Below are 24,081 nucleotides of genomic sequence, written 5' to 3'. Positions count from 1 at the left end.
CTCATCCAACAAGCCGGGTGCCGTTGTTTGGCTGGAAAATCTTCCTGCTTACGTCATAATTGGGCACTATCCTTGGATGAACGATGCGGCGGCAATTGGCAATCTTCTGGCTTGCAGTCATCCTCTGCCTTGCAGGGGCGAGTGCATCATGCCCGGCCCAGTCCGACCGGGCCGCTCCGGACATTCCCGCGCTGACCATCAAGGCCCAGTCCGGCGACACGGGCGCCATGATCAGCCTGGGACAGTCCTATCTGGAGGGTCGGGGGACAGAACGCGACCTCGACGCGGCGATCTCATGGCTAGATGCCGCGGCCAAGGCCGGTGACCTCCATGCCGTCTATCTGCTGAGTTCTGCTCTGGCCGAAAGAGCAAAGCCGGGAGACCTCGATCGGGCTTTGCTTCACGGCCGGAATTTGCTGGCCAAGGCCGAGGCCGGCCTTGCCGAAAGCGGTGGAGACCCTTTCGGAGAAAGAAGCCGGGACATCGTCCTGATCAACATCGAACTGGGCAACATCTACCGGAAACTCGGCCGCCTGCCCGAGGCCATCGCCGCCCTTGACGCAGCCCGCGAGATTTCCGGGCGCGTCGGCCTGCCCGATCCCCTGGTCGGAGCGGCCTATGCGAATCTGGCCGCCGGGCTTGGCTCGGCGGGGCGCTTCGCCGAGGCCGTCGCCGCCAACGAGGCCGCCCTGTCGATCTTCGCCGAGCTTGGCGAGGAGGAAAGCCATGATGTTGCAGGCATCTACATGAACCAGGGCGCTTTCCATTACGGCTCGGCACGCTATCGCGATGCGCTGCAAGCTTTCGAGCGGGCACGCGCCATGCTCGTGAAGCTCGGGAGCGACAAAAGCCCTCTGCTCGCCGATGTGCTCAACAATATGAGCGTCGTCCATATGGAATTGGATAACTTCAAGGATGCGCTCGATATTCTGCAGAAGGCGCTTGCCCACCACCGGATGTCGCCATCTCCGAGCGACGAGAAGATCGCGCATTTCCTTGCCAACATCGGATGGGCGAATATGGGGCTTGACCGCCACGACGAGGCACGTACGCATTATGAGGCTGCGCGCGAGGTCTTCGATCGCATCTATGGCCCGTCAAACCTCCAGAGCATGCGCACTCTCGTCAATCTCGGCACTTTGGATGATGACCTCGGAAAGCATGAGGACGCATTGACCGGCTATCGCCGCGCGATGGCCATCGCCGTCGCGACGCTCGGGCCGGATCATGCCGAAGTTGGGGCGCTGCTGGCCAGGATCGCCAATACGTCGCGCCGGCTCGGCCGTCACGATGAAGCCATCGACAGCGCCCTTCAGGCCTATCTGATACAGACAGGCAGCGCGGACACGGATCTCGACAATATGCGCTATACTTTCCGCACATTGGCGCTGGCCCTGTCGGCTCGCGGCAATCGCAGCGCGGCGCTGCTGTTTGCCAAGAAAGCCGTCAACACCCATCAGGCCGTGCGCGGCCACAATGCAAAGCTCACGCCGCAACTGCGCTCGGCGCTGGGCGAAAGCTTCCAGAGTTCTTATCGCAGCCTGTCCGGGCTGCTCCTCGCCGACGGGCTCTTTTCGGAGGCGCAGTTCGTGGCGGGCCTCCTCAAACAGGAGGAGTTCTTCGATTTCACCCGCCGCGGCGCCGGCACGCCGCATGAATTCGAGCCCGACAGCATTCGCTTGACGAAGCTGGAGGAAAGGATCGAGGCAGCCATCGAGAAGACGATGCAGCCGGCGCATCTCATTGCCGCCGAGCTCGGCCGGCTTGCCGGACCTGGAAAGAGAGCCGGTGCTGTGGAGCAGAACCGGGCCGGCGAGCTTCTCAGACGCCGGGACGCCGCCCTGCGGGAATTCATTGCCGCCGCCCGCGGCCATCTCGATCGCGCCGAGACCGACAGGCTTACCCGACAAAGGGAAGCGCTTGAGACCGGGCAGCATTATTCGCAGAAGCTGCAGGCGGACCTCAAGGCGATGGGCCCGAATGTCGTCCTCCTTCAGGCGATGAGCCTTGAAGACGGTCTGCACCTGTTTGTAAGCGCGGCCCATCGCGGCACGGCGCACCGTGAGATACCCGTTCGTCGACCGGATCTCGCCGGCGAGGTCTTCGCAGCGGTTTCATCCGTCGAATCGAGGGGCGGCGATGCCGTCAATCGTCTGGCGAAGCTCTACGACCTCCTGATCAGGCCGGTCCGCCGCGACATCGAAGCCGCTCTTGACCGGCAAAGCCGGCATGAGCCCGTTCTTGTGCTCGATCTTTCGGGCTTCCTGCGCTACGTGCCCTTCGCCGCGCTCAACGACGAGGGCCGCTTCCTTGTCGAGGATTTTGCGCTCGCGCGCTTCAATCCGGCGATTCCGCCAAAATTCTCACGGCCCGATCGGACACAGGTCAATGGAACCGGATTCGGTGTCGCCGGCAAGCATCCGGGCTTCGCCGCCCTTCCCGGCGTCGCGGCCGAGCTCGAAACGATATTCCGCGGAGCGGACGGCATCGGTTTTCTCGACGGCGTACCGGTGATGGATGCTTCTTTCGATGAATCCAGCCTGCTCACGGCACTGACGAAGCGTCCCCAAATCCTTCACATTGCCAGTCATTTCCGCTTTCGACCCGGCAATGAAACGAACTCCTATCTGCTTCTCGGCGACGGCAAGGGACTCTCGCTCGATCGGTTGCGGACCGAGAAGCAGTTCCGCTTTGCCGGCGTCGATCTTCTGATTCTCTCGGCCTGCGAGACGGCGCGCGGCGGCGGCGCCGAGGGCGAGGAGATCGAAAGCTTCGGCGCCCTCGCCCAGGCCAATGGCGCCTCCGCCGTCATGTCGACGCTCTGGCAAATCGCCGATGACTCCACCGCTCGGCTGATGCGCGATTTCTATGACGGCTTCATCAATCACGGCCTCGACAAGGCCGGCGCCCTGCGCCGCGCACAGATCGCGATGATCAAAGGCGAGGCGGCTGGCATCACAAAGCTTCAGCCGGGGCGCGCGATGTCGGTCATTGAAACCGCCGGTACCACCGCGGCGCCAAGCGCCCATCCCTATCACTGGGCGGCCTTCATCCTGATGGGAAACTGGAAGTAAGCCCTGCCGCCACGAGCGCCGCCTTTTGCCGTGCCGCAACTCCGTCGACCGTGAAGCCTTCCAGCGCCTCGTTGAACAGCCGGTAGAAATTGAGCTCGGCCCTGAGATGGATGAACACCCCGCCGAGCCCGATCGCGGCGCGGTCCATGAACACGAATTCGCGCGGCACCTTGACCGGCCCCTTCTCTTTCAGCGCCCGATGCACCGTGAAGGCCTGCTTTCGCCCATATTCGGCGGGCGACACGCCATCGGCGATGGCGCGCACCCGGTCTTCCATCAAGGGTCCATAGATGAAGCGCGCCCAGATATTGAGGATGTCGATCAGCTCGTTCGACAGGCCCTGGAAGCCCCAGATCTCATAGGCATGCACGATGCGTGCGCGGTCATTGGCGAGGAGGCCGCGATAGAGATCGACGACGCCTTCGACGAAGCGCGGCGGGAAGATGCGGATGCAGCCATAGTCGAGGAGGTTGAGCCCATGAGGCCTGCCCGTCTGATCGAGCGAGGCCGAGTAATTGCCGAGATGCGGGTCGCCATGGATCACGCCGTGGCCGCAGAACGGCATCCACCAGGCCTCGAACAGATGCCGGGCCAGCAGGTTGCGGGTTTCGAGATCATGCTCCTTGAATTCGAGCAGCTTGCGCCCCTCGAGCCAGCCCATGGTGATGAGCCGGCGCGTCGACAGCTCTTTATCCACCTGCGGCACGTGGATGGTGGGATGCTCCTTCAGGATCTCGCGATAGAGGCTGATATGCTTCGCCTCGCGAAAGTAATCGAGCTCCTCGCGCAAGCGCGCCGCGATCTCCTCGCCGATCTCGCTGGTATCGATCGCCGGCGACATGCGCCTCTGCACCGCGAAGATGATGTTGAGCTGCTTGAGATCGGCCTCGACCGCCGAATCCATGTCGGGATATTGCAGCTTGCAGGCAAGATCGCGCCCGTCATGCGCGCGCGCCCGATGCACCTGGCCGAGGGATGCCGCATGCGCCGCCTCATGCGAGAAATCGGCGAAGAGCGCGCGCCACTCAGCGCCGAGTTCCGCCGCCATGCGCCGCCTGACGAAGGCCCAGCCCATGGCCGGCGCTTGCGACTGGAGCTGCGCCAGTTCTGCGGCATAGGCGGAAGGCAGGGCATCGGGAATGGTGGCGAGAAGCTGCGCCACCTTCATGAGCGGACCTTTGAGATTGCCGAGCGCCTCGGCCAGAAGCTGGCCCTCCGCCGCCGATCCTCTCTCGGCACCCATGAGCCTCCCGGCTGCGATGCGCGCCACCGCCCCGCCGACGCCGGTGCCGACATTGGCATAGCGCATCAGGCGTCCGGTCAGGCTGTTTTCGTCATCGGCCACGGCGCGCCATTTTCCTTGTCGTCAGGCGGCTTCCATCGCCTCGAGCTCGTCGATGAAGCCCTCGATGACCTTGAGCCCCTTCTGCCAGAAAGTCGGGTCGCTGGCATCGAGGCCGAAGGGCTTCAGCAACTCGCTGTGATGCTGGCTGCCGCCGGCCTTCAGCATGGCGAAGTACTTCGCCTGGAAGCCCTCGGCGCTTTCGCCATAGCGCGCATAGAGCGAGTTCACCAGGCAATCGCCGAAGGCATAGGCATAGACATAGAAGGGCGAATGGATGAAGTGCGAGATATAGACCCAGAAAGTCTCATAGCCTTCCGAAAAGGCGATGCCGGGCCCCAAGCTCTCGCTTTGCACCTCGAGCCAGAGCGCGTTGATCTGCTCGGCGGTGAGCTCGCCCTCTTTGCGCGCGGTGTGGATCTTGCGCTCGAAGGTGTAGAAGGCGATCTGGCGCACCACCGTATTGAGCATGTCCTCGACCTTCTGGGCGAGCATGGCCTTGCGCTTCTTCGGATCCTTCGCCTGGCGCAGCAGCGCCTGGAAGGTGAGCATCTCGCCGAACACCGAGGCCGTCTCGGCGAGCGTCAATGGCGTCTGCGCCATGAGGGCGCCCTGATCGGCGGCGAGCACCTGATGCACGCCATGACCCAGCTCATGGGCGAGCGTCATCACATCGCGCGTCTTGCCCATATAGTTGAGGAGCACATAGGGATGCGCCGACGGCACGGTCGGATGGGCGAAGGCGCCCGATGTCTTGCCGGGCCGGGCCGGCGCGTCGATCCATCTCTTCTCGAAGAAGCGCCCGGCGATCTCGGCCATTTCCGGCGCGAACCCCCTATAGGCATTGAGCACGGTGGCCTTGGCGTCTTCCCACGGAACTTCGCGCGTGTCTTCCTGCGGCAGGGGCGCGTTACGGTCCCAGTGGGCGAGCTTGTCCTTGCCGAGCCACTTGGCCTTCATCTTGTAATAGCGATGCGACAGGCGCGGATAGGCGGCGCGCACCGCCTCGACGAGGGCCGCCACCACTTCCGGCTCGACGCGGTTCGACAGATGGCGCGCATCGGAAATGTCCTTGAAGCCACGCCAGCGATCGGAGATCTCCTTGTCCTTGGCGAGCGTGTTGGTGATGTGGGTGAAGAGCCGCAGGTTCTTCCTGAAGGTCTGCGCCAGCGCCTCGGCGCCGGCTTTGCGCTTGGCCTCGTCCGGGCTCATCATGAGGGTGAGCGTCGGCTCGAGCGACAGCTCCTCGCCGTCGACGGTAAAGCGCATCTCGGCCAGGCTCTCGTCGAAAAGCCGGTTCCACGCCGAGTAGCCGGTCTGCGATTTCTCCAGGAACAGCTCCTCGAGCTTGTCGTCGAGCTGATAGGGCTTCTCCTTGCGCAGATTGTCGATCCACGGCTTGTAATGGGCGAGCGCCGGCGCCTTCATTTTGCTGGCGAGCTCGTCATCGGCGATCTTGTTGAGCTCGAGCTCGAAGAAGAGAAGGATGGTCGAGATGCCGGTGAGGCGCGCCGACACATCGCCATAGAATTTCCCCCGCTTGGGATCGGTCGTGTCGCCGACATAGTAGAGCTGGGCATAGGAGCCGGTGCGGCCGAGGAGATCGCTCAGGCCTTCATAGGCCTTGATCGCCCCTGCCAGCTCATCGCCCGGGAGGCCGGCGAGCTTGCCCTTGTAGCTTTCCGCAAAGCGCCTGGCATCATCTTCGCCGCGCTGCATGTCGCGCGCGAAACCGGGGTCTTCCGGCGCTGCATAGAGATCGGCAAGGTTCCATTCCGGCAGGGGGCCGAGTTTTTGGGCGGTGGCGGCAGAATCCATGGGGCGATGATCCATCTTGGAGGTGTCAGGCTCATATGGCCCATGGCCCTCGCCCCGGCAATATGACATCGGGCAATTCCGTCTCCCGCTGGACAGATGCCCCGACTGTCTCCATTCTCGCCAAGTCTTTAATCGCCTCTTTACCCTTCTTTGTCACAGTCGCCCGTGACTTAGGGGGAGCGGCTGGTGCGTTGGGCGGTGCACCAGGGCACGCTTTTCACTCTTAATGGCGATTAACAGTTGAGTGGTACCGTCAAGCATGACAGCGCGCGTCCTTATTGTTGAAGACGATCCAGCCCAGCGGCGCATACTGGAAGAAATGATCAAGCGGTTTGGCTTCGAGGCGGCAAGCGCCGAAAGCGGAGCCAGGGGGCTTGAGATATTGAGCGGTCCGGCCGGCGGCCATGTCGAGCTCGTGATCCTCGACCTGATAATGCCGGGCATGGACGGGCTCGAATTTCTCGAGCGCATGGCGGGAGTGCGCGGCCACATCCCGGTGATCGTACAGACGGCACAAGGCTCGATCGAGACGGTCATCAAGGCGATGCGCGCCGGCGCCGATGATTTCGTCGTGAAGCCGATCTCGCCCGAGCGCCTGCGCGCCTCGGTGCAGAACCTGCTCAAGGTCAACGCGCTCACCGAGGAGGTCAGGCGCCTCAACAAGAAGGTCGGCGGCGCCTTGACCTTCGACGACCTGATCGCCTCCTCAGCCGCCATGGCGGGCGTCATCCGGCTCGGCCGGCGCGGCGCCCAGTCCAATATCCCGATCCTCATCGAAGGCCAGTCGGGTGTCGGCAAGGAAATCATCGCCCGCGCCATTCATGGCGAGAGCGAGCGGCGCGGCCGCAATTTCGTCGCTGTCAATTGCGGCGCCATCCCTGAAAACCTGGTGGAAAGCATCCTGTTCGGCCACGAAAAGGGTTCCTTCACCGGTGCCACCGCCAAGCATGTCGGCAAATTCCAGGAGGCCGATGGCGGCACGCTGTTTCTCGATGAGGTGGCGGAGCTGCCTCTCGACATGCAGGTGAAGCTGCTGCGCGCCATCCAGGAAGGCGAGATCGATCCGGTCGGATCGCGTAAGCCCGTCAAGGTCAATATCCGCCTGATCTCCGCCACCAACCGCAACATGATCGAGATGGTGAAGGCCGGCGAGTTCCGCGAGGATCTGTATTACCGCCTCAATGTCTTCCCGGTGATGGTGCCGGCGCTCAAGGACCGCAAGGACGACATCCCCGCTTTGGTCAATCACTTCATCACCCGCTTCGCCGCCGAGGAAGGCCGCAAGGTGCATGGTATCGATCCGAAAGCGCTGGCGATGCTGCAGCTCTATAGCTGGCCCGGCAATGTCCGCCAGCTGGAGAACACGGTGTTCCGCGCCATTGTCCTGTGCGAGGGCGATATTCTGGAGATCCAGGATTTTCCCCAGATCGCCTCCCTGGTCGAGGGCTATGAGGTCAAGATCCCGGAGCTGCCGCCCCAGCCGGCGCCCCAGACCACCCCTGCCCCTGCGGTGCCGTCCCGCTCGACCGGCTCCGCCGTCTCAGACGGCATGGCGCTCGGCATCCCGGCGGTGACCGATGGCGGCCACATCCGCAAGCTCGAGGAGATCGAGGCCGACATGATTCGCCTGGCGCTGCACCGTTACCGCGGCCAGATGTCGGAAGTGGCCCGCAAGCTCGGCATTGGCCGCTCGACTCTCTACCGCAAGATGCGCGACCTTGGCCTCGATGAGGGCGAAAACGGCCGCTCGACCGCCTGAACGGTGATCACGAGGAGTTTAGCCGCCTGCCGTACGAACACCCAAACACATTCGATTTCAATGTGTTAGAATGAGTCCCTGACCGTCACGGAAACGCCTCGGCGCAGGGCTGCGGCAAAAACGTGACAGTTCTTGTTTAAATGCTGCCGCGGCGCCCCGGACCCGTTGAAAAGCCATGAAGCGGCGGTTAGCTATGGGAATCTCATGGGAGTAGACCGACGATGCGGCTGACGCAGGGATTGGCAGGAACCTCTGCGCTGGTTTTGGCTCTTTTTCTGCTGGCGCCGCAAGCGTCAGCCGAGCGTGATATCGATTCGCCGAGCCGCATCAAGAAAACAGGCTCCATTTTCGAGTATTTCGCCCGCAAGCGCTATGAGCGCCGGATGAAAGAGCGCCGCCGCACCGTCAGGCGCAACCGCGAGCCGGGTCCGCCGATCCAGAATGCCCCCGCCATCGAGAGGTACAAGCCCGAGGCGCCGCTCGTCTACCGGCCGGAGAAGCTGCAGGCATTGAAAGTCGACTCGCTTGCCGAAAGCGAGCCTCTCGAGCCGTTGCCGGCCGCCATCTATCGGGAATTGCTGAGCAAGGACGCGGCGATCCGGGTGACGCCCGCCGAGGAAGCGCTCATTGTCGATCTTTATCGCGGCAATGGCTTCAAGCCGCTCTGGACCACGGCCGACGGTCTCGACGAGCGCGGCCAGGACGTGCTCGGCCTGCTGGCGAAAAGCGCCGATGAGGCGATGGAGCCTCTCGATTACCTGCCACCGGCGCTGGGTTCCTTCACCGACGATCCGGCGATGTTCAAGGGCGATATGGTCCATCTTGCCCGCCTTGATCTCGGCCTGACCGCCATGGCGCTCAAATATGCGCGCCATGCTTCGGGAGGCCGGATCATTCCCAACCGGCTGACGAAGTACAACGACATCTCTCCGGAAACGGCGGACCCTGGCGTCGTTATCAAGGTTGTGGCCTGGTCGCCCTTTCCGGTCGAATATCTGAAGAGTCTGCATCCGCAGCATCCTGCCTATGCGCTGCTCAAGGCCGAGCTCACCAAGAAACGCGCCCTTCTCCATGTGTCCGAGACCGAGATCATCCCGCTCGGCAAAAGGCTGAAGCCCGGCGACACCGATCAGCGCCTCCCGCTCGTCCGCCATCACCTCGAGCGCCTGGGCTATCTCAAGCCTTTGGGCAAGCTGCCGGACGGCGCCCCGGCCGCCATACGTGCCGAGACCGAGGCCGCGAAACAGGTTCTCGATCCGACCCTTTCGGAAGCGCTCAAGGCGTTCCAGACCGAGGCCCAGCTCAAGGCCACCGGCGGCCTGGATCAGGCGACCGTCAACGCCCTGAATGGACGCACCGAGGAACGCAATGTCGCCAGGCTTGTCTATAATATCGAGCGCCTGCGCTGGCTGCCGCGCAATCTCGGCAACAGATACGTATTCGTGAACCAGGCCGCCTATCAGCTCCAGGTCATGGATGGCGACCGTGAAGCCTGGCGGACCAAGGTGATCATCGGCAAGCCCGAGACCCAGACCGTGGCCTTCCACGACAAGATGGAGACGGTGGTCTTCAATCCCTCCTGGGGCGTTCCTCCCTCCATCATCCGCAATGAGATGCTGCCGATATTGCGGCGCGATCCGTCCTATCTCGACCGGCTGGGCTATCGGGTCGTGTCCCGGAACGGTCAGATCGTGCGATCGAGCTCGGTGAACTGGTCGGCCTACAACAAGGGTGTGCCCTACTCCATCCAGCAGCCGCCCAGCGACGACAATGCGCTGGGCGAGGTCAAATTCCTCTTCCCGAACTCGCACAGCATCTATTTCCACGACACGCCGGCCCGCTCGCTTTTTTCCCGCCCGTCGCGGGCTTTCAGCCATGGCTGTGTGCGGGTCGAGAATCCGCGCCTGTTCGCTGAAACGCTGCTCGGCCTGAGTGCTGCGGAAGTGGCCAAGCGGATCGACAGCGGCCGCAGCCAGAGCGCCAAGGTCAAGCAGGACATCAAGGTCCATCTGACCTATTTCACCGCCTGGCCCGATCAAACCGGCAAGATCATGTATTATGACGATGTCTATGGCCGCGACCAGCGCATGGAATCGGCCCTTTCCGCCATGGCTGTGGCTACAAGGTGACCTGTGGGATACCGTGAAGGCACCCCGCCATATTTGTACTTAAGCCCCTGTTAATGATGGTGATTTAGGGTAGTTTTCGACAGGAGGCTGCCTAAGAGTAGCCGTATTCTTGTCGCAAGGATTGAACTGGTGTAATCCGTTTGGGACGGATGACCATCGTTTCGGGATAATAGTAAGGGGAACCGGGGTTCAGCCGGTCTGAATGTGAGTATGGGTTTCCAGGCCGCTGAAAACGGACACCGTGGATCTTTGACCTCGCGCGCGAAACGGATCGCACTCTCGACAGCTTTGGCCGGGGCCTTGACCGCCGGTCTGTGGTTCGGATTCGGCAATGACGCGACGGCCGGCGGTGAGACCCGCACCATTTCCCTCTATCACGTCCATACCAAGGAAAGTCTGACCATCACCTATAAGGTGGATGGCCGCTACATTCCTTCCGCCCTCGAGAAGATCAACTACCTGATGCGCGACTGGCGCCGTAAGGAAGTGATCCGCATGGACCCCAAGACCATCGATTTGATGTGGGAGTTGCATGCCGATCTGGGCTCCACGCGCCCGGTCCACATCATCTGCGGCTATCGCTCGCCCAAGACCAATTCCTTCCTCAAGCGCATCGGGCGCAATGTGGCCAAGAAGAGCCAGCATATGGTCGGCAAGGCCATCGATCTCTATTTCCCGGACGTCTCGACCGAGAAATTGCGCAACAGCGCGCTCGTCCGCCAGGTCGGCGGTGTCGGCTATTATCGCTCATCCGGCCCCAGCGGCTTCGTCCATATCGACTCGGGCAAGGTGCGCATGTGGCCGCGCGTGTCGCCGACCCAGCTCGCCAGGATTTTCCGCGACTACCGCAAGACCGTCGGCGCCCGCCTCAACCGCAACGATCAGATTCTGGTCGCTTCGGCCGAGCAGCCTGATCAGAGTGCGATGCAGGCCAAGATCGCCAGCATGGCCGTGGGCGACGATGAGGATGAAGGCCTCGAGGCCGGGAACTCGGAAGCCGATGCCGGCGTGAAGATGCCGACCCCGCGGGCGAAGCCTGCGGTCAAGCCGGTCGAGGTTGTCGAAGCCTATCCCGTTCCCCTGCCGCGTCCGAAGCCCATCGAAGTTCTCATGATGGCGGCCGCCAATATGCAGATCGAGCCTGCCTCGGCCCCGCCGAAGGGCGTCCAGACCAACTTCAAGTCTCATATCATCGACGACACGGATAGCCTGGGCGCCGTTGCCGGCGCCGAATCGATGGTGGAAGAGCCCGATGTCACCCAGACGGCCAATATCTCCGCCAAGGGCAGCTTCGCCGACTCGCTGCGTGACGGCACCGCCGAGAATGTCCCGATGATCCGCCCGTTGACCGCTTCCGCCGGCAATGACGATCTGTTCTGGTGGCCGAAGCAACTGACCTTCAGCCCCGACCAGGCGATCCGCCGTGACGGCGCGCCCCAGCAGGTCGTGCCGGACGATAGCGAGACCATCGCCGAAATGGCCGTGCCGCAATTGTCATCGTCCTCGACATTGATGGTCGCCCAGGCCAATGCCGCGCCGCCGATGCCTGCGTTCCAGACCGTGTCGGGCGGCAAGAGCGACATGCTCGAGGTAAACCGTTCGGCCAAGGGCAGCATGCTGATGAACGAGCCCGTCGTCGCGCAGAAGCGGCGCCAGACGCTTGGCCAGTTCATCGAAGGCATCACCGACAACAACTGACGCTATTCGCTTCAGGCCGGGCCGGCCCGAAGCGCTCCCGCCAAACTCGACCTTTGCGTACAATGACGTCTGTCATTCGCGGCCGGGCGGCCGCGACTACTCCGTGCACTGATCAATTTTCGGTTATGTTTGCCGTTCAGCTCTGATCGACGCTCTCGATCGCACCTTCCTTGAGGAGCTGATCCTCGGCGCGGGCCAGATATTTCGCCTGCCGTTCGAGAAGTTTCGTTTCCGACCGGCCCGCCGGCTCGGGCCATGGCTCACCGGGATGGGCACGGCCAAACAGCTCCCGTGCCCGGGTCAGGATCAGATGTGTCCGGTTGTCCATCTTGCCGTGCTGTGCGGCCTGAATCAGGCCAGCCCCAGGATCTTGAGCGCCGGCAGGACGATCAGGAGGCCGACGGTGAGGCCACCACCCGCGATGCGCAGGATCATCTGGAGGAATTCGGATTTCTCAAGAGCGGGTCGGCTGGCTGGATGCTGAATCATGGTCAGGCCCTCTGCTGTCCATCGATCACGCCAACTCTGACCGGACGTCAAAATTTACAAGGGCGTGATCGTCCCAGTTAGGATGCGGCACAATCTTATCGCCAGGATGTCAGGGTCCCGGGGCCTTGTGCCTTCCGCCAACAATGCGCGACCTCGGAAGTGGTTCCGGGGATTTCCTGCCATGCACAAGTTTTTTCGGTGGATAAACCGGCAGCGGGATCAGGCCGCTTCCTCGGCCGGCAACATGCCGAGAGCGTTCATGTAGAGATCGAGGATGGCTTCCTCCTCTTCCCGCTCATGCCGGTCCTTCTTGCGCAGCGAGATGACCTTGCGCAGGATTTTGGTGTCGAAGCCATTGGCCTTGGCCTCGGCATAGACCTCCTTGATGTCGCCGGCGATCGCCTTCTTGTCCTCTTCGAGCCTTTCGATGCGCTCGACGAGGCTTTTGAGCTGGCCTTGGGCGAAACTGGTCTTGGCGTCCATCACGGGTATCCTGAACTAATGCTTGTGGGTGGATTTGAAGGCCGCTTCCTGGGCGGGGCTGGCTTCGCGCTGATACTTGGCCTTCCAGTCGGCATAGGGCATGCCATAGACGCGCTCGCGCGCATCCTCGCGCGACACCGCCACGCCCTTGGCCTTGGCCGCTTCCTCATACCAGTTCGACAGGCAGTTGCGGCAGAAGCCCGCCAGGTTCATCAGATCGATGTTCTGGACGTCGCTACGCCCGCGCAAATGCTCCACGAGACGGCGGAATACCGCCGCTTCGAGCTCGGTTTCGGTCTTCTGGTCGGTCGTCATGAGCCACCTTTCATAAACCCTTCGAGGATGGGCGCCAGCCGGGATATCCACTCATCCACACCTGATTGCCGGGCGATGAGATCCTGACGGATTTCGATCAGCCCGTGCCTGAGGCCGCGCCTGGTTCCATGGGTATATAGGGTGTCCCCTTCAAGAGCGCCGGAATAAGGCTCATTGTCCCCGATGCAGAGCCTGGCATCGGCCCTGAGCGCCCTGAGCAGGTAGCCGGCGAAGCGATGGTCCTCGTCCCACAGGATGCCGGCATGCCAGGGCCGCGCGATGCCCTTCCAGTGGGGGGTGAAGCTGTGCAGGGAAACGAGGACGGGGTCGATTCCCATGACCAGCGCCGCGTCGATCTCGGCCGTGATGGCGGCATGATAGGGCCGGTGGAACCGCGCGATCCGCTTTTCGCGCTCGCCATCGTCGATCATGGCATTGCCGGGAATGATGGCGCCATCCGAGACCCGCATGATCAGCGTCGGATCATCGGCGCCGCGATTGGGATCGATGAGAAGCCGGGAAAAGGCGCCCAGAAGGGCCGGGCAGCCGAGCGCCCCGGCAAGCCCGCGGGTCACCGGCTCGATCCCGATATCATAGGCGATATGCCGCTCGAACTGCTGCGGCGCCAGCCCAAGAGACCCGTATTCCTTCGGCAGGGCGTTGCGGGCATGGTCGGCGATGAGAATCAGGCCTTGCCGCAAATCCCCCGGAATCCTGACAAAACTCTCATTAATGCTTGTTTCAAACATTGCGGGTCTTATAGGAGGTCCCAATTGGTCAGTCATCATCTTGCCAAACTTGACGGCAGGACTGGTTGTGGCACAACGCGGCATGCCCGTGCGGCCCTGCCGGCGGTTGACGCCTGTTTATTGACAGGGAATCTTATGATCGATTCGATGGTATCTCTGGAGGCCACTGGACGGATGGCACAATGGTCGGCAACAATCGCGGCCGCGTTTCTGGCTATGGCCTTCATGGCCGAGGGCGCCAAGGCTGATCTCAAGCTCTGCAACAAGACGGAAAGCCGGGTCGGCGTAGCCTTGGGCTACAAGGACAAGGACGGCTGGGCGTCGGAGGGCTGGTGGAATATCGGCGCCAATGGCTGCGAGACCCTGCTCAAGGGCCCCCTCATCGCCCGCTACTACTACATCTTCGCGGTCGACTACGACAAAGGCGGCTCGTGGGGCGGCAAGTCGATGATGTGCACCAGGGACAAGATATTCACCATCCGCGGCATCGGCAACTGCACCGATCGTGGTTATCAGAAAACCGGCTTCTTCGAGGTCGATACCAAAGAGGAAGTCGATTGGACCATTTCGCTCTCCGGCGAAAAGACGAACACCAACGGCACTAAATCCCAGTGAGACGCAATCGCAGCGTCAAGGTCATCGCCACCCTCGGGCCTGCCTCCTCCAGCCCGGAGATGATCGAAAAACTGTTCCTCGCCGGGGCGGATGTATTCCGCATCAATATGAGCCATACCGCGCACAAGCAGCTTGAAGAGCTGCATGGCGCTATCCGTCAGGTCGAAGCGAAGCTCAGCCGGCCGATCGGCATCCTGGCCGACCTGCAGGGACCGAAATTGCGGCTCGGCACCTTCAGGAACGGCGAGGCGCGAATCGATGCCGGGCAGACCTTTACCTTCGACACCGACTCGCAGCCCGGCGATGCGACGCGCGTCTATCTCCGCCACCCGGAGATCTTCTCGGCCGTCCGCAAGGGCGACAACCTGCTGGTCAATGACGGCCGCATCCGGGTCGAGATCACCGATGTGAAGCCTGACCGGCTGATCACCCGCGTGGTGTTCGGCGGCATGCTGTCGGACAAGAAGGGCCTCAATCTGCCCGACACGATATTGCCGATCCCGGCCTTGACCGAGAAGGACCGCGCCGATCTCGATTTCGCCGCCAATATCGGCGTCGACTGGATCGCGCTCTCCTTCGTGCAGCGGCCCGACGACGTCGCCGAGGCGCGCAAGCTCATTGCCGGGCGTGCCGGCGTCATGGCCAAGATCGAGAAGCCCTCGGCGCTCAACGTGCTCCAGGAGATCCTCGAGATCTCCGACGGCATCATGGTGGCGCGCGGCGACCTCGGCGTCGAATTGCCGCTCGAAACCGTTCCCGCCCGCCAGAAGCAGATCACCCGCGCCGCCCGGCGCGCCGGACGTCCGGTCGTGGTCGCCACCCAGATGCTGGAATCGATGATCGTCGAGCCGGTGCCGACGCGCGCCGAGGTCTCCGACGTCGCCACCGCCGTCTATGAGGGTGCCGACGCCATCATGCTGTCGGCCGAAAGCGCCACCGGCAAATGGCCCGACAAGGCGGTCGCCACCATGGACGCGATCGCACGCTCGGTCGAGAATGACGCCTTCTACCGCGGCATCATCACGGCCCAGCGCAGCGATCCCGAGCCCACCAGCGCCGACGCGATATCGGCCGCCGCCCGCCAGGTCGCCGAGACCCTCAACCTCGCGGCCATCGTCTGCTACACGGCATCGGGCTCGACCGGCATTCGCGTGTCGCGCGAGCGCCCCGACGTGCCGATCATCGCTCTGTCGCCGATCACCCAGACGAGCCGCCGCCTCGCTCTCGTCTGGGGCCTGCACTGCGTGCTTACCGACGATGCCCATGATCTCGACGACATGGTCTCGCGCGCCTGCAACATCGCGCAGGCCGAAGGCTTCGCCGATCCCGGCCAGCGCATCATCATTACCGCCGGCGTCCCGCTCGGAACTCCCGGCGCCACCAACATGCTGCGCATCGCCTATCTCGGCCGCGATTGACGCCGCACGCTTCCTTGCAGGGGAATTAAAGAGTAGGCTGCCGGGTGCCGGATCGGTGATCGGAGCGTCCCATGGATACCGAGCAGCAGGTCGCGAAGCACTACACGCATGGCGCGCTCGAAAGCGTCATTCTCGAAGCGCTGAGAGACGCCGGGAGCGACATCGACAATCTCAGCCCGGGCGATCTCGCCGGCGTCGATGAGTTCCATCTCGGCTGGCGGGCGGCCACCATGGAAATCGCCAAGGATCTCCATTTGTCGCGCGCCACGCATGTCCTCGATGTCGGCTCCGGCATCGGCGGTCCGGCCCGCTACTTCGCCGAAGCCAATGGCGCCCGCGTTACCGGCATCGATCTCACGCAGGAATTCGTCGCTGTCGCCAATGCGCTGACCAGGCGCTGCCGCCTGTCCGATCTGGCCACGTTCCAGCAGGCGAGCGCGCTCGCTCTGCCCTTCGCGGAGAGCACCTTCGATGCCGCGACAATGATCCATGTCGGCATGAATATCGCGGACAAGGCGAAGCTCTTTTCCGAAGTGCACCGCGTGCTGAGGCCGCATGCGCGTTTTGCCGTCTATGACGTCATGCGAACGGGCAATGGCGAGATTCCCTATCCCATGCCGTGGGCCGCGACGCCGCTCACGAGTTTCGTGGGAACGCCCGCCGACTATCGACGGCTGCTGGCGAAAGCCGGCTTCAGGCTCGAAGGAGAAGTGAGCCGGCGCGATCTGGCTTTGGCGCTCTTCCAGGAGATGCGGCGAAAGATCGCCGAGCATGGCCTGCCCAAGCTCGGCCTTCACGTTCTGATGGGCGAAGCCGCCAAGGAACGGATGGGCAATGTGGCCGTGACCCTCGAGCGTGGCATCATTGCGCCGGTCGAGATGATCGCGATCAAGGGCTAGATCGGCCGCTCCCGGCTTTCGATTTCCTCGAGCGCCCGCTTGACGCCTTCCATATGCGGATTGAAGCTCAGCGCTTCTTTGAAGGCGGCCCGCGCGCCGGCAAGATCGCCCTGCTGGCGCTTGATCATGCCGAGCCCCGAGAGCGCGCCGAAATGCCGGGGCTCGAGCTCAAGCACTCTCTCGATGTCGCCGAGCGAATCGTTGTAGCGGCCGATCAGAAAATATACCGTCGCCCGCTTGTTCCAGGCTTCGGCATAGTTGGGGTGCACCTCGATGACCTTGTCGAGGATGGAGAGCGCGGCTCCGGTTTCATTGGCGGCGGAGGCCTTCATCGCCTGCCCCAGCAGCGCATCCGCGGTGGGGCTGTCCGATGTCATCCACAGCGACCAGATCGTCTGCTCGGCGCGCCGCGCTTCGGTGTCGTTGTCGGTCTTGATGAGGCGGGCAAACAGCTTGTCGAGCTGCTCGGCGCGCATTTCGCCGGGCTTGAGCCGCGCCATCGCCGGTATCGCCTCCCCACTCGGATCACGCGTCTGCGCCTCGCTCGCAGGAACAAGGCTCAAGACGGCAAGACAGGCGACAAGGCCGCAAAGGCGCTTCATGGGCGCCATTATACACTGAGCTACTGCGGCAATAAAATGATCACCGCCGCGACAGGATCGCAGCGGTGATCACAAAACCGTAGACGTAACCGGTTCAGCCCTGACGGGCCTTGAAGCGCGGATTGGTCTTGTTGATGATGTAAATGCGTCCCTTGCGCCGCACGAGACGGTTGTCCCGATGACGTTTCAGAAGCGATTTCAACGAGTTACGAATCTTCATAGCGGTCACCAAACAAATCGCACCCGGACCGGCCGCCCAGGTGCCTCTTTCGGAGGCGGGACCATAGTGATATGGGCCCTGCCTGTCAATTCCACCCGGTGATGGCTCGGAGAAACGGATGCTCACGCCGCAATTCTACCTGACCGCCTTTGTCTTCCTGGCTGCCCTGCTGGTGGTCGCCCGCATGGTCATCATCGAGAAGCGCCCGCGCACCGACCTCAACCCAAGGCTCATTCCGACGACCCCTGTCCTCATCGCCAGTGGCTTCGTAGCCCTGCTTGCTTTGATCCATCTGGTGAATCTGATCGGAATCCACACCGGCCGCCACTGACCCGAACGGAAAGGCGCCCGTGCCGGGCACAGGCGCCTCTTTTCACATTCAAATCGAAACAGGTCGGCTACGCCGCCTTCTTGCTCTCGATCACCTTGGGCTCATGGGCACCCTTGATGGCGATCGTGCGCGGCTTCATCGCTTCCGGGATCTCGCGCTTGAGCGCGATATGGAGCAGGCCGTTGTCGAGCTCGGCACCTTCGACCTGCACATAGTCGGCAAGCTGGAAACGCCGCTCGAAGGCGCGCTGGGCGATACCCTGATGCAGGAACTCGCCTTTCGCTTCGGCCTTGTCGGCCTTCTTGCCGGAGATCGTGAGCGTGTTCTGCTTCACTTCGATTGAAATGTCGTCGCGGCCGAAACCGGCGACCGCCATGGTGACGCGATACTCGTCATCGCTGACACGCTCGATATTGTAGGGCGGATAGGCCGGGACCTCGAAGCTTCCGGCACTGTCGAGAAGCTGGGCCAAACGGTCGAAGCCGACAGTCGAACGATAGAGGGGGGAAAGATCAAACATATGCACATCCTCCTTGAGCAAGGTGCAGTTGGGTGAGGTCCGCCGCGATTGACCGGACCGTTCAGTTTGCAGACCCGCCGCAGCAGCGCCTGCAAGTCTTCAAATAATTTTTCCCGGACAATTTTCAAGGCCCTGCCCAAAATCGAACTTTCACCAGTAATATCAATATCTTAAAAAGATTCTTCAGCAGCTCCAAATGAATGGGGAATGAATGAAGGCTTCGAAATCCATTCAGTTACAAAACCGTAATCTTGCGCCCATCGATGGCCGAGTGGTCATCCCCAAACGAATTGAACAGTCAAGGAGACACCCATGTTTACGAAGCTTCTGGTTGCCGCTGCTGCTCTGACCGCTGCGGTTGCTGTTACGGCGCCTGCCCAGGCCAAAACCAACATCGATATTGGCGTCGGTCTCGGCCTCGGTTTTGGCGGCGGCTATGGTGGCGGCTATGGCGGCGGCTATTACCCGGTCTATGGCGGCGGCTATAACGGCATCAGCTGCCACAAGGCGAAGAAGATCGTGAAGAACCACGGCTTCTACAAAGTCTATGCCACCGATTGCGGCGGCAAGATCATGCGCTTCAAGGGCAAGCAGTCGGGCGACTGGTACAGGATCAAGGTCAACCGCTGGGGTAATATCGTCGACGTCGATCCCCTCTAAGAGAAATGCATAATGCGGAAAGGGCGCCTTCTGGGCGCCCTTTTCATTTGCTCGACTGAACGTCAGATGAACTTGCCACTCCGGTCGCGTTCAGGCGCATTCTGACATGTTTGTCGCGGGCTTGGGCATTAGGAGCCAATATGACGATCAAGTTGCGTTTTCTGTTTTCCTTGCTGTCGGCCGTCCTGCCGCTCGGCCTTGCCGCCGAAGCCCGGGCGGAACCACCTGAGACCGGCTCCGGCTACACCTGGCCTTCCCACTATGACTTCTTCGTGCCCTTTGGCACCCGCGATGGCGGTCCCGTCTATGCCAAGCCCGGCTACAAGGGCGTCAACCTGACCCTCACCTGCAAGGAAGCCACCGGCCTCCTCAAGATGCGCGGCTATGGGGATATCGAGGAACTCGCCTGCTCGGGGTCGACCTACCGCTTCCGGGTGGGTGGCAGGGACGGCCGATTCGTGATCGAAATCGACCCGCGCACCGGGGACATTCTGAGGCGCCGCCAGCTCTGAATATCCCTGAAACGCTCGACGGAACTGGCCAAAACCCTGTTTCCCGCTGTTACAATTGGCTCCGGAAAGACTTGACGTCCGCCGCATTTTCTTCACGATCCTCTCGCAACGTACCGGGGCTGCGCAAATAGCGCGGCGGAGGAGTTAGGGGTCATGTTGAGGAACTGGATGGCCGCCGGGACTTTGTCCCTTGGCATGCTGGTGACCGGCGCCATCGGACCGGCGCAGGCTGATACCGATATCGACGTCGGTGTCGGCATTGGTGGCGGTTATAGCTCGCCGGACCTGCACTATGCTTATCACGGCGGCGGGCGTATCAGCTGCCGCCAGGGCGCGCACATCGTGCGCTCGGCAGGGTTCCGCCGTGTGCGGCCAATTGAATGCAATGGTAGCGAGTATTCGTATCGCGGCTTTCGGCGGAACAGCATTTTCGAGATTCGTGTCCGCTCGCGAAATGGCCGCATCACCGATATCCGGCGCCGCGGCGGCTGGGACGGCGGTTACGATGACTATGACGATGATTATTGAGAGCGGCAGGCGCGCGATGTTGGCGCGCTCCGCACGACTTGCAGGGAAATGACGTCATGCTGACCAGGCTTGGACTTATCGCGGTGGCGGTGCTGTGTGGGACGGTGGCTTTCGCAAGCTATGCGGATGCCGGCTCGCGCATGAAGTTCCGCTATTACACCTATGATCCGGACTATGACTATTACTATGGTCCTGAATACCTTCCGGGACCGCGCCACTATCGTTACATGCGGCGCGACCGTCCGGCCTACTATTACGATGATGACGAAGACTACAACGATTACGCTTACGAGCCGGATTACTACGAGCCCGAATATATCCCGCCGCGCAAGCGCAAGACCTATGCGAAGCCACAAGGCCAGCCCAAGCCGTCGGTCCAGTCGAAGACGAAACGGCAGGCCAAGAAGAAGCCGACCACGATCACATGCGCCAAGGCAGGCGAGATCGTTTCGGGCTATGGCTTCAAGAGCGTCGAATCGGTGACCTGCAAAGGCCAGGTCTATGCCTTCAATGCGACCCGTGACGGCAAGCCGTTCTCCGTCAAGCTCAATTCGGCCTCCGGCGAATTGACCGAAGTCAAGAAACGCTGATAGTGCTGCATGACAGGGGCAGGATCGTCGGATCCTGTTCCTGCCGGTGTCTTTGTGCCGGCAACGAGTTCATGAAACCGGGCATCAGCACGTGGACCAGGCCCTCGCACATCTCCTGACTCCGCTTACCCCCCTTCCGGGCAACGGCTTGCCGGAGGGGCTGAAGGGCGCGACCGTCACCACCCGGGACGGCCGCAAACTGCGTGCCGCCTACGCCATTCCCGGCTCGCCGCGCGGTACCGTCGTTCTCGTCTGCGGGCGAGGCGATTTCATCGAGCGCTGGTTCGAGACGATCGGCGATTTCATTCGCCGCGGCTTTGCCGTCGCCACCTTCGACTTCCGCGGCCAGGGCGGCTCGCAGCGCGCCTATGAGGATCGCTATCGCGACGGCGTCAGACACTTCTCGGAGTATGACGACGATTTCACCTCCTTCATGACGCAGATCGTGCTGCCGGATTGTCCGCCGCCTTTCTATGCCGTGGGACATTCGACCGGTGGTCTCGTTCTGTTGCGGGCGCTCGAGCGCCGCACCTGGTTCGAGCGTGCAGTGCTTTCGGCTCCCTTGATCGGCGTCGATGTCGGCATCTGGCCCATGCCGCTGGTGCGCTTCATGTGCGCGCTGTTTCCGAAGATCGGGCTTGGCCGCCTGTTTCTGCCGGGCCAGAGCAAGCGCCCTCTCGCGCCGTCGAACTTTGCCGGCAACAACCTCACCAGCGACCGGCGCCGTTTCCTTCAGGCGACGAACACGCTGGCGGAACAGCCTGATCTCGGAGTCGGCGGACCGACCTTTTCCTGGCTCAACGCGGCACTTCGCTCGCTGCGGCACATGCAGTCGCATGCCGCCTCGGTCACCTTCCGCGCCCCCATCCTCGTCGTCGTGGGAGGCCGCGACCGCGTCGTCGACAATGAGGCGACCAGGCGTTTCTGCAACGCCGCCTCGGGCGTGTCGCTGGCCGTCATCCCGGAAGCGCGCCATGAGATCCTGTTCGAGCGCGACAGCATACGCGAGCAGTTCTTCGCCGCCTTCGAGGCCTTCACCGGCGCTTAAGCATCCCGAGACCCGTGCATGACGGCGAGCGCTTCTTCATAAAGGGCGGGCGAGCTTGCCGCGATCACATCGCCGCCCCCTGCCGCATCGCCGCGCTCCCATGTCGTGACGACGCCGCCGGCGGCTTCGATGATGGGAATGAGCGGGGCGATGTCATAGGGCTCCATATGCGCATCGAGCGCCAGGTCGATCTGCCCGGCCGCCAGCACGCAGAAGAAATAGGCGTCCCCGCCATAGCGGGTGAGGCGTGTCGCCTGACTCAGCCGCCTCAGGATGCCTTTCTCGGCATCGTTGCGATAGAGCTCGGGAGCCGTGGTGGTGAAAGTGGCCTGGGCCAGGGGCCGGGCCGGACGGGTCGAAAGCTTGCGCTCGCTTCCCCGATGCCGCGACCATGCGCCCTCGGGGTTGCCATAGAAGGTTTCTCCGACAAAGGGCTGGTTCATGACGCCGACCGTGGGCTTGCCCTCGAAATTGAGGCCGATCAGCGTGGCCCAGGTGGGCATGCCGGATATGAAGGCGCGGGTGCCGTCGACCGGGTCGAGCACCCAGGTGAAGCCCGAACGGCTGGGCTTTTGACCATATTCTTCGCCATGGATGCCGTGATCGGGATAGCGCGCCTCGATCATCTTGCGCATGATCCGTTCCCCGGCGCGGTCGCCCTCGGTGACCGGGTCCCAGACGACGCTTGCTTTGACATCGACCGGGATGTTCTGCCGGAAATGGGGCAGGATCTCACGGGCCGAGGCTTCTGCGAGATCGAGGGCGAATTGGGTGAGTTCGGTCCAGTTGGGCGCGGACATGATGTGCCTTCAGGATTGAGCGTTCCGGCGGGCGGACGAATCGCCTTTCGCTGCCGGATGATGCGCTGGATTTATGAATTCGATCAGTTTTATGGGCTTTCTCTTGAAAAACCGATGCAGAAGCGTGATCTAGGGGAACAGGAAGGAAGGCTCAAGCCCTCCGTTTTTGCTGCAGCGCAAAAGAGTTATCCAGCACAAAGCCATGCGTCATGCGCATGTCTTTTATCGAAAGATGTAGGGATCAACTTTGGATATGCCTTAATTAATTAGGAAAAACAATTAGTTAACTCAGAATTCTCCGATCTGCATTTTCATAAAGTTGCACAGAATTATTCACTTCGATTGAACCTTTCCCTTGAAATTCCACTGCTGCACTGCCAAATACACCTCGTGAGACGGAGACGTCTCGCATGCCCTTCCTGGGCGTTTCCTCCCTAGACTTGGGCCGGTCTGCGCAAGCAGTCCCGGCCCCTTTTCTTTTGGCCGGCCTTCTATTCGGCCGCCTGGCGGCGGGGTTGCATGATGTCGGGGAGCGAGGCGAGCAACCCCGCGAAAACCCGATAAAGCGTCAGTTTCGTCGCGGCGAAGCCCCGGCTCCTCTCGAGCGTCCGCTCATCGAGATAGAGCGCCCGGTTGATCTCGATCTGCAGCGCATGCCGGTGATGCGCCGGCGAGCCATAGTTCTGGGTGATAAAGCCCCCTGAATAAGGCTTGTTGCGCAGGACCCTGAGGCCCTGGCTGCGCATGAGCGCTTCCAGCGTCGAGACGATCTCATCACTGCAAGCGACCCCATGTCGGTCGCCCAGCACCACATCCACCCGGCCCATGGGATGGGGCGTCACATGCGAGCAGGCGGTGGAAGGCATCGAATGGCAATCGACCAGCAGCGCATAGCCGAAGGCCTGGCGCGCCCGGTTGATGAGGTCGGCCAAGGTGCGGTGATAGGGTCGGTAGATCGTCTCGATGCGGGCCAGCGCATCGGCGAGCTTGACGGGTCCCCGATAGATCTCATCGCCCTCGCTCACGATGCGCGGGATGGTGCCGAGGCCGCCTGCCACGCGCATGGAGGAGACATTGGCGAAACCCGGCAGGTCCTCGCGGAACATGCGCGGATCGAGCTCATAGGGTTCGCGATTCACATCGAGATAGGCGCGCGGGAAATGGGCATGGAGCAGCGGCGTGCCGAGATCGGCGACGAAGCTGAACAATTCGTCGATATAGCAATCTTCCGACTTGCGCAACGCATGCGGGCTGAGGCGCGCGGCGGCAAGAAAATCCTCAGGATAGGCACGGCCGCTGTGGGGTGAGTTGAAGATCGCCGGCCGTGTCCACTGCCGTGGGGCGAGAATGGCGAAGGGGTCCATCTCAACGGGCTTACCCAATGCGCATGGCTCCTGGAGACTGCATATTTCCGAATATTACGGTCAAACGCGCCGTTGTCCACAGGATAGACGCGCTTTATAGGACATTTACCTCTAATGC

26 protein-coding genes are annotated in these 24,081 nt (G+C 62.2%); 14 read left to right on the top strand and 12 right to left on the bottom strand.

The window, feature by feature from the left end; genetic code table 11:
* Positions 1 to 83: 83 nt before the first annotated feature.
* Positions 84 to 3,074: a CHAT domain-containing protein gene (locus DT068_RS21870; protein ID WP_119392015.1), complete on the top strand. Its 2,991-nt coding sequence runs from the start codon at positions 84 to 86 to the stop codon at positions 3,072 to 3,074.
* Here DT068_RS21870 and DT068_RS21865 read toward each other — a convergent pair.
* Entirely contained in the window at positions 3,049 to 4,383 is a 1,335-nt protein-coding gene (locus DT068_RS21865; protein WP_119392112.1) for an ABC1 kinase family protein, read from the bottom strand. The genes DT068_RS21870 and DT068_RS21865 overlap by 26 nt on opposite strands.
* A 57-nt stretch (positions 4,384 to 4,440) precedes the next feature.
* Entirely contained in the window at positions 4,441 to 6,234 is a 1,794-nt protein-coding gene (locus DT068_RS21860; protein WP_368904978.1) for a M3 family oligoendopeptidase, read from the bottom strand.
* A 259-nt stretch (positions 6,235 to 6,493) separates the two neighbouring features.
* Between DT068_RS21860 and DT068_RS21855 the strand changes: the two genes are divergently transcribed.
* From DT068_RS21855 to DT068_RS21845, 3 genes are all read left to right on the top strand, one after another.
* Positions 6,494 to 7,993 carry a sigma-54-dependent transcriptional regulator gene (locus DT068_RS21855; protein ID WP_119392014.1) on the top strand — a complete coding sequence of 500 codons (1,500 nt, stop codon included), beginning with the start codon at positions 6,494 to 6,496 and terminating at the stop codon, positions 7,991 to 7,993.
* Between the two features lie 221 nt (positions 7,994 to 8,214).
* Positions 8,215 to 10,122 (top strand): L,D-transpeptidase family protein, encoded by a 1,908-nt coding sequence (locus tag DT068_RS21850; RefSeq protein WP_119392013.1) that lies wholly within the window; start codon positions 8,215 to 8,217, stop codon positions 10,120 to 10,122.
* A 300-nt stretch (positions 10,123 to 10,422) separates the two neighbouring features.
* A complete protein-coding gene (locus tag DT068_RS21845) occupies positions 10,423 to 11,820 on the top strand; it encodes a peptidoglycan L,D-endopeptidase MepK (protein WP_162914364.1) in 1,398 nt (465 codons plus the stop codon).
* A 136-nt stretch (positions 11,821 to 11,956) separates the two neighbouring features.
* Here DT068_RS21845 and DT068_RS21840 read toward each other — a convergent pair whose 3' ends face one another.
* From DT068_RS21840 to DT068_RS21825, 5 genes are all read right to left on the bottom strand, one after another.
* Complete coding sequence (locus DT068_RS21840) at positions 11,957 to 12,148, bottom strand: hypothetical protein (RefSeq protein WP_119392011.1); 192 nt, start codon at positions 12,146 to 12,148, stop codon at positions 11,957 to 11,959.
* A 23-nt stretch (positions 12,149 to 12,171) separates the two neighbouring features.
* On the bottom strand, positions 12,172 to 12,309 hold the full coding sequence (locus DT068_RS28125) for a hypothetical protein (RefSeq protein ID WP_162914363.1): 138 nt from the start codon (positions 12,307 to 12,309) through the stop codon (positions 12,172 to 12,174).
* 219 nt (positions 12,310 to 12,528) lie between these two features.
* Positions 12,529 to 12,792 carry a DUF2312 domain-containing protein gene (locus tag DT068_RS21835; protein WP_119392010.1) on the bottom strand — a complete coding sequence of 88 codons (264 nt, stop codon included), beginning with the start codon at positions 12,790 to 12,792 and terminating at the stop codon, positions 12,529 to 12,531.
* Positions 12,793 to 12,807: 15 nt separating this feature from the next.
* Positions 12,808 to 13,107 carry a DUF1244 domain-containing protein gene (locus DT068_RS21830; protein WP_119392009.1) on the bottom strand — a complete coding sequence of 100 codons (300 nt, stop codon included), beginning with the start codon at positions 13,105 to 13,107 and terminating at the stop codon, positions 12,808 to 12,810.
* Positions 13,104 to 13,808: an N-formylglutamate amidohydrolase gene (locus tag DT068_RS21825; RefSeq protein WP_368904974.1), complete on the bottom strand. Its 705-nt coding sequence runs from the start codon at positions 13,806 to 13,808 to the stop codon at positions 13,104 to 13,106. Before DT068_RS21825 ends, DT068_RS21830 begins: the two co-directional genes overlap by 4 nt.
* A gap of 222 nt (positions 13,809 to 14,030) precedes the next feature.
* Here DT068_RS21825 and DT068_RS21820 point away from each other — a divergent pair, with 222 nt between their 5' ends.
* From DT068_RS21820 to DT068_RS21810, 3 genes are all read left to right on the top strand, one after another.
* Entirely contained in the window at positions 14,031 to 14,471 is a 441-nt protein-coding gene (locus tag DT068_RS21820; RefSeq protein ID WP_368904972.1) for a DUF1036 domain-containing protein, read from the top strand.
* Complete coding sequence (pyk, locus tag DT068_RS21815) at positions 14,468 to 15,889, top strand: pyruvate kinase (protein WP_119392006.1); 1,422 nt, start codon at positions 14,468 to 14,470, stop codon at positions 15,887 to 15,889. The genes DT068_RS21820 and pyk overlap by 4 nt, the downstream gene beginning before the upstream one ends.
* A gap of 71 nt (positions 15,890 to 15,960) precedes the next feature.
* Positions 15,961 to 16,788 carry a class I SAM-dependent methyltransferase gene (locus DT068_RS21810; protein ID WP_119392005.1) on the top strand — a complete coding sequence of 276 codons (828 nt, stop codon included), beginning with the start codon at positions 15,961 to 15,963 and terminating at the stop codon, positions 16,786 to 16,788.
* On the opposite strand, the gene DT068_RS21805 is transcribed toward DT068_RS21810, so the two are convergent.
* On the bottom strand, positions 16,785 to 17,390 hold the full coding sequence (locus DT068_RS21805; protein WP_162914362.1) for a tetratricopeptide repeat protein: 606 nt from the start codon (positions 17,388 to 17,390) through the stop codon (positions 16,785 to 16,787). The two genes, DT068_RS21810 and DT068_RS21805, sit on opposite strands and share 4 nt — an antisense overlap.
* Positions 17,391 to 17,484: 94 nt before the next feature.
* Positions 17,485 to 17,610 carry a type B 50S ribosomal protein L36 gene (ykgO, locus tag DT068_RS21800; RefSeq protein WP_119272963.1) on the bottom strand — a complete coding sequence of 42 codons (126 nt, stop codon included), beginning with the start codon at positions 17,608 to 17,610 and terminating at the stop codon, positions 17,485 to 17,487.
* A 118-nt stretch (positions 17,611 to 17,728) separates the two neighbouring features.
* Between ykgO and DT068_RS21795 the strand changes: the two genes are divergently transcribed.
* Positions 17,729 to 17,941 carry a hypothetical protein gene (locus DT068_RS21795; RefSeq protein WP_119392003.1) on the top strand — a complete coding sequence of 71 codons (213 nt, stop codon included), beginning with the start codon at positions 17,729 to 17,731 and terminating at the stop codon, positions 17,939 to 17,941.
* A 67-nt stretch (positions 17,942 to 18,008) separates the two neighbouring features.
* On the opposite strand, the gene DT068_RS21790 is transcribed toward DT068_RS21795, so the two are convergent.
* Positions 18,009 to 18,467, bottom strand: coding sequence for an Hsp20 family protein (locus tag DT068_RS21790; protein ID WP_119392110.1), 459 nt, complete (start codon positions 18,465 to 18,467; stop codon positions 18,009 to 18,011).
* A gap of 306 nt (positions 18,468 to 18,773) precedes the next feature.
* On the opposite strand from DT068_RS21790, the gene DT068_RS28425 reads away from it, so the two are divergent.
* The 5 genes from DT068_RS28425 to DT068_RS21765 all read left to right on the top strand — a co-directional run bounded on the left by DT068_RS28425 (position 18,774) and on the right by DT068_RS21765 (position 21,799).
* Positions 18,774 to 19,121, top strand: a complete 348-nt coding sequence (locus DT068_RS28425) for a hypothetical protein (protein ID WP_368904970.1) — start codon at positions 18,774 to 18,776, stop codon at positions 19,119 to 19,121.
* Between the two features lie 140 nt (positions 19,122 to 19,261).
* Entirely contained in the window at positions 19,262 to 19,633 is a 372-nt protein-coding gene (locus DT068_RS21780; RefSeq protein WP_119392002.1) for a hypothetical protein, read from the top strand.
* Positions 19,634 to 19,786: 153 nt separating this feature from the next.
* A complete protein-coding gene (locus DT068_RS21775; RefSeq protein WP_162914361.1) occupies positions 19,787 to 20,161 on the top strand; it encodes a hypothetical protein in 375 nt (124 codons plus the stop codon).
* A gap of 56 nt (positions 20,162 to 20,217) precedes the next feature.
* Complete coding sequence (locus DT068_RS21770; RefSeq protein WP_119392000.1) at positions 20,218 to 20,751, top strand: hypothetical protein; 534 nt, start codon at positions 20,218 to 20,220, stop codon at positions 20,749 to 20,751.
* Positions 20,752 to 20,842: 91 nt separating this feature from the next.
* Entirely contained in the window at positions 20,843 to 21,799 is a 957-nt protein-coding gene (locus tag DT068_RS21765; RefSeq protein WP_162914360.1) for an alpha/beta fold hydrolase, read from the top strand.
* On the opposite strand, the gene DT068_RS21760 is transcribed toward DT068_RS21765, so the two are convergent.
* Positions 21,796 to 22,599, bottom strand: a complete 804-nt coding sequence (locus DT068_RS21760; protein ID WP_119391998.1) for an inositol monophosphatase family protein — start codon at positions 22,597 to 22,599, stop codon at positions 21,796 to 21,798. The genes DT068_RS21765 and DT068_RS21760 overlap by 4 nt on opposite strands.
* Positions 22,600 to 22,614: 15 nt before the next feature.
* Here DT068_RS21760 and DT068_RS28120 point away from each other — a divergent pair, with 15 nt between their 5' ends.
* Entirely contained in the window at positions 22,615 to 22,869 is a 255-nt protein-coding gene (locus DT068_RS28120) for a hypothetical protein (protein WP_162914359.1), read from the top strand.
* A 221-nt stretch (positions 22,870 to 23,090) separates the two neighbouring features.
* On the opposite strand, the gene DT068_RS21755 is transcribed toward DT068_RS28120, so the two are convergent.
* Positions 23,091 to 23,963, bottom strand: a complete 873-nt coding sequence (locus tag DT068_RS21755; protein WP_119391997.1) for an N-formylglutamate amidohydrolase — start codon at positions 23,961 to 23,963, stop codon at positions 23,091 to 23,093.
* Positions 23,964 to 24,081 lie beyond the last annotated feature (118 nt).

It is taken from the genome of Taklimakanibacter lacteus, assembly GCA_003576695.1.
Classification (GTDB): Bacteria; Pseudomonadota; Alphaproteobacteria; order Rhizobiales; family Aestuariivirgaceae; genus Taklimakanibacter; species Taklimakanibacter lacteus.
The sequence above is the reverse complement of the archived record's forward strand: the minus strand, read 5'-3'. Positions and strand labels throughout refer to the sequence as shown.

Coding starts and splice junctions, on each gene's coding strand:
- DT068_RS21870 (WP_119392015.1), top strand. CDS start 84: ATGCGGCGGCAATTGGCAATCTTCTGGCTTGCAGTCATCCTCTGCCTT.
- DT068_RS21865 (WP_119392112.1), bottom strand. CDS start 4,383: ATGCGCTATGCCAATGTCGGCACCGGCGTCGGCGGGGCGGTGGCGCGC.
- DT068_RS21860 (WP_368904978.1), bottom strand. CDS start 6,234: ATGGATTCTGCCGCCACCGCCCAAAAACTCGGCCCCCTGCCGGAATGG.
- DT068_RS21855 (WP_119392014.1), top strand. CDS start 6,494: ATGACAGCGCGCGTCCTTATTGTTGAAGACGATCCAGCCCAGCGGCGC.
- DT068_RS21850 (WP_119392013.1), top strand. CDS start 8,215: ATGCGGCTGACGCAGGGATTGGCAGGAACCTCTGCGCTGGTTTTGGCT.
- DT068_RS21840 (WP_119392011.1), bottom strand. CDS start 12,148: ATGGACAACCGGACACATCTGATCCTGACCCGGGCACGGGAGCTGTTT.
- DT068_RS28125 (WP_162914363.1), bottom strand. CDS start 12,309: ATGATTCAGCATCCAGCCAGCCGACCCGCTCTTGAGAAATCCGAATTC.
- DT068_RS21835 (WP_119392010.1), bottom strand. CDS start 12,792: ATGGACGCCAAGACCAGTTTCGCCCAAGGCCAGCTCAAAAGCCTCGTC.
- DT068_RS21830 (WP_119392009.1), bottom strand. CDS start 13,107: ATGACGACCGACCAGAAGACCGAAACCGAGCTCGAAGCGGCGGTATTC.
- DT068_RS21820 (WP_368904972.1), top strand. CDS start 14,031: ATGGCACAATGGTCGGCAACAATCGCGGCCGCGTTTCTGGCTATGGCC.
- DT068_RS21810 (WP_119392005.1), top strand. CDS start 15,961: ATGGATACCGAGCAGCAGGTCGCGAAGCACTACACGCATGGCGCGCTC.
- DT068_RS21805 (WP_162914362.1), bottom strand. CDS start 17,390: ATGAAGCGCCTTTGCGGCCTTGTCGCCTGTCTTGCCGTCTTGAGCCTT.
- ykgO (WP_119272963.1), bottom strand. CDS start 17,610: ATGAAGATTCGTAACTCGTTGAAATCGCTTCTGAAACGTCATCGGGAC.
- DT068_RS21795 (WP_119392003.1), top strand. CDS start 17,729: ATGCTCACGCCGCAATTCTACCTGACCGCCTTTGTCTTCCTGGCTGCC.
- DT068_RS28425 (WP_368904970.1), top strand. CDS start 18,774: ATGTTTACGAAGCTTCTGGTTGCCGCTGCTGCTCTGACCGCTGCGGTT.
- DT068_RS21780 (WP_119392002.1), top strand. CDS start 19,262: ATGACGATCAAGTTGCGTTTTCTGTTTTCCTTGCTGTCGGCCGTCCTG.
- DT068_RS21775 (WP_162914361.1), top strand. CDS start 19,787: ATGTTGAGGAACTGGATGGCCGCCGGGACTTTGTCCCTTGGCATGCTG.
- DT068_RS21770 (WP_119392000.1), top strand. CDS start 20,218: ATGCTGACCAGGCTTGGACTTATCGCGGTGGCGGTGCTGTGTGGGACG.
- DT068_RS21760 (WP_119391998.1), bottom strand. CDS start 22,599: ATGTCCGCGCCCAACTGGACCGAACTCACCCAATTCGCCCTCGATCTC.
- DT068_RS21755 (WP_119391997.1), bottom strand. CDS start 23,963: ATGGACCCCTTCGCCATTCTCGCCCCACGGCAGTGGACACGGCCGGCG.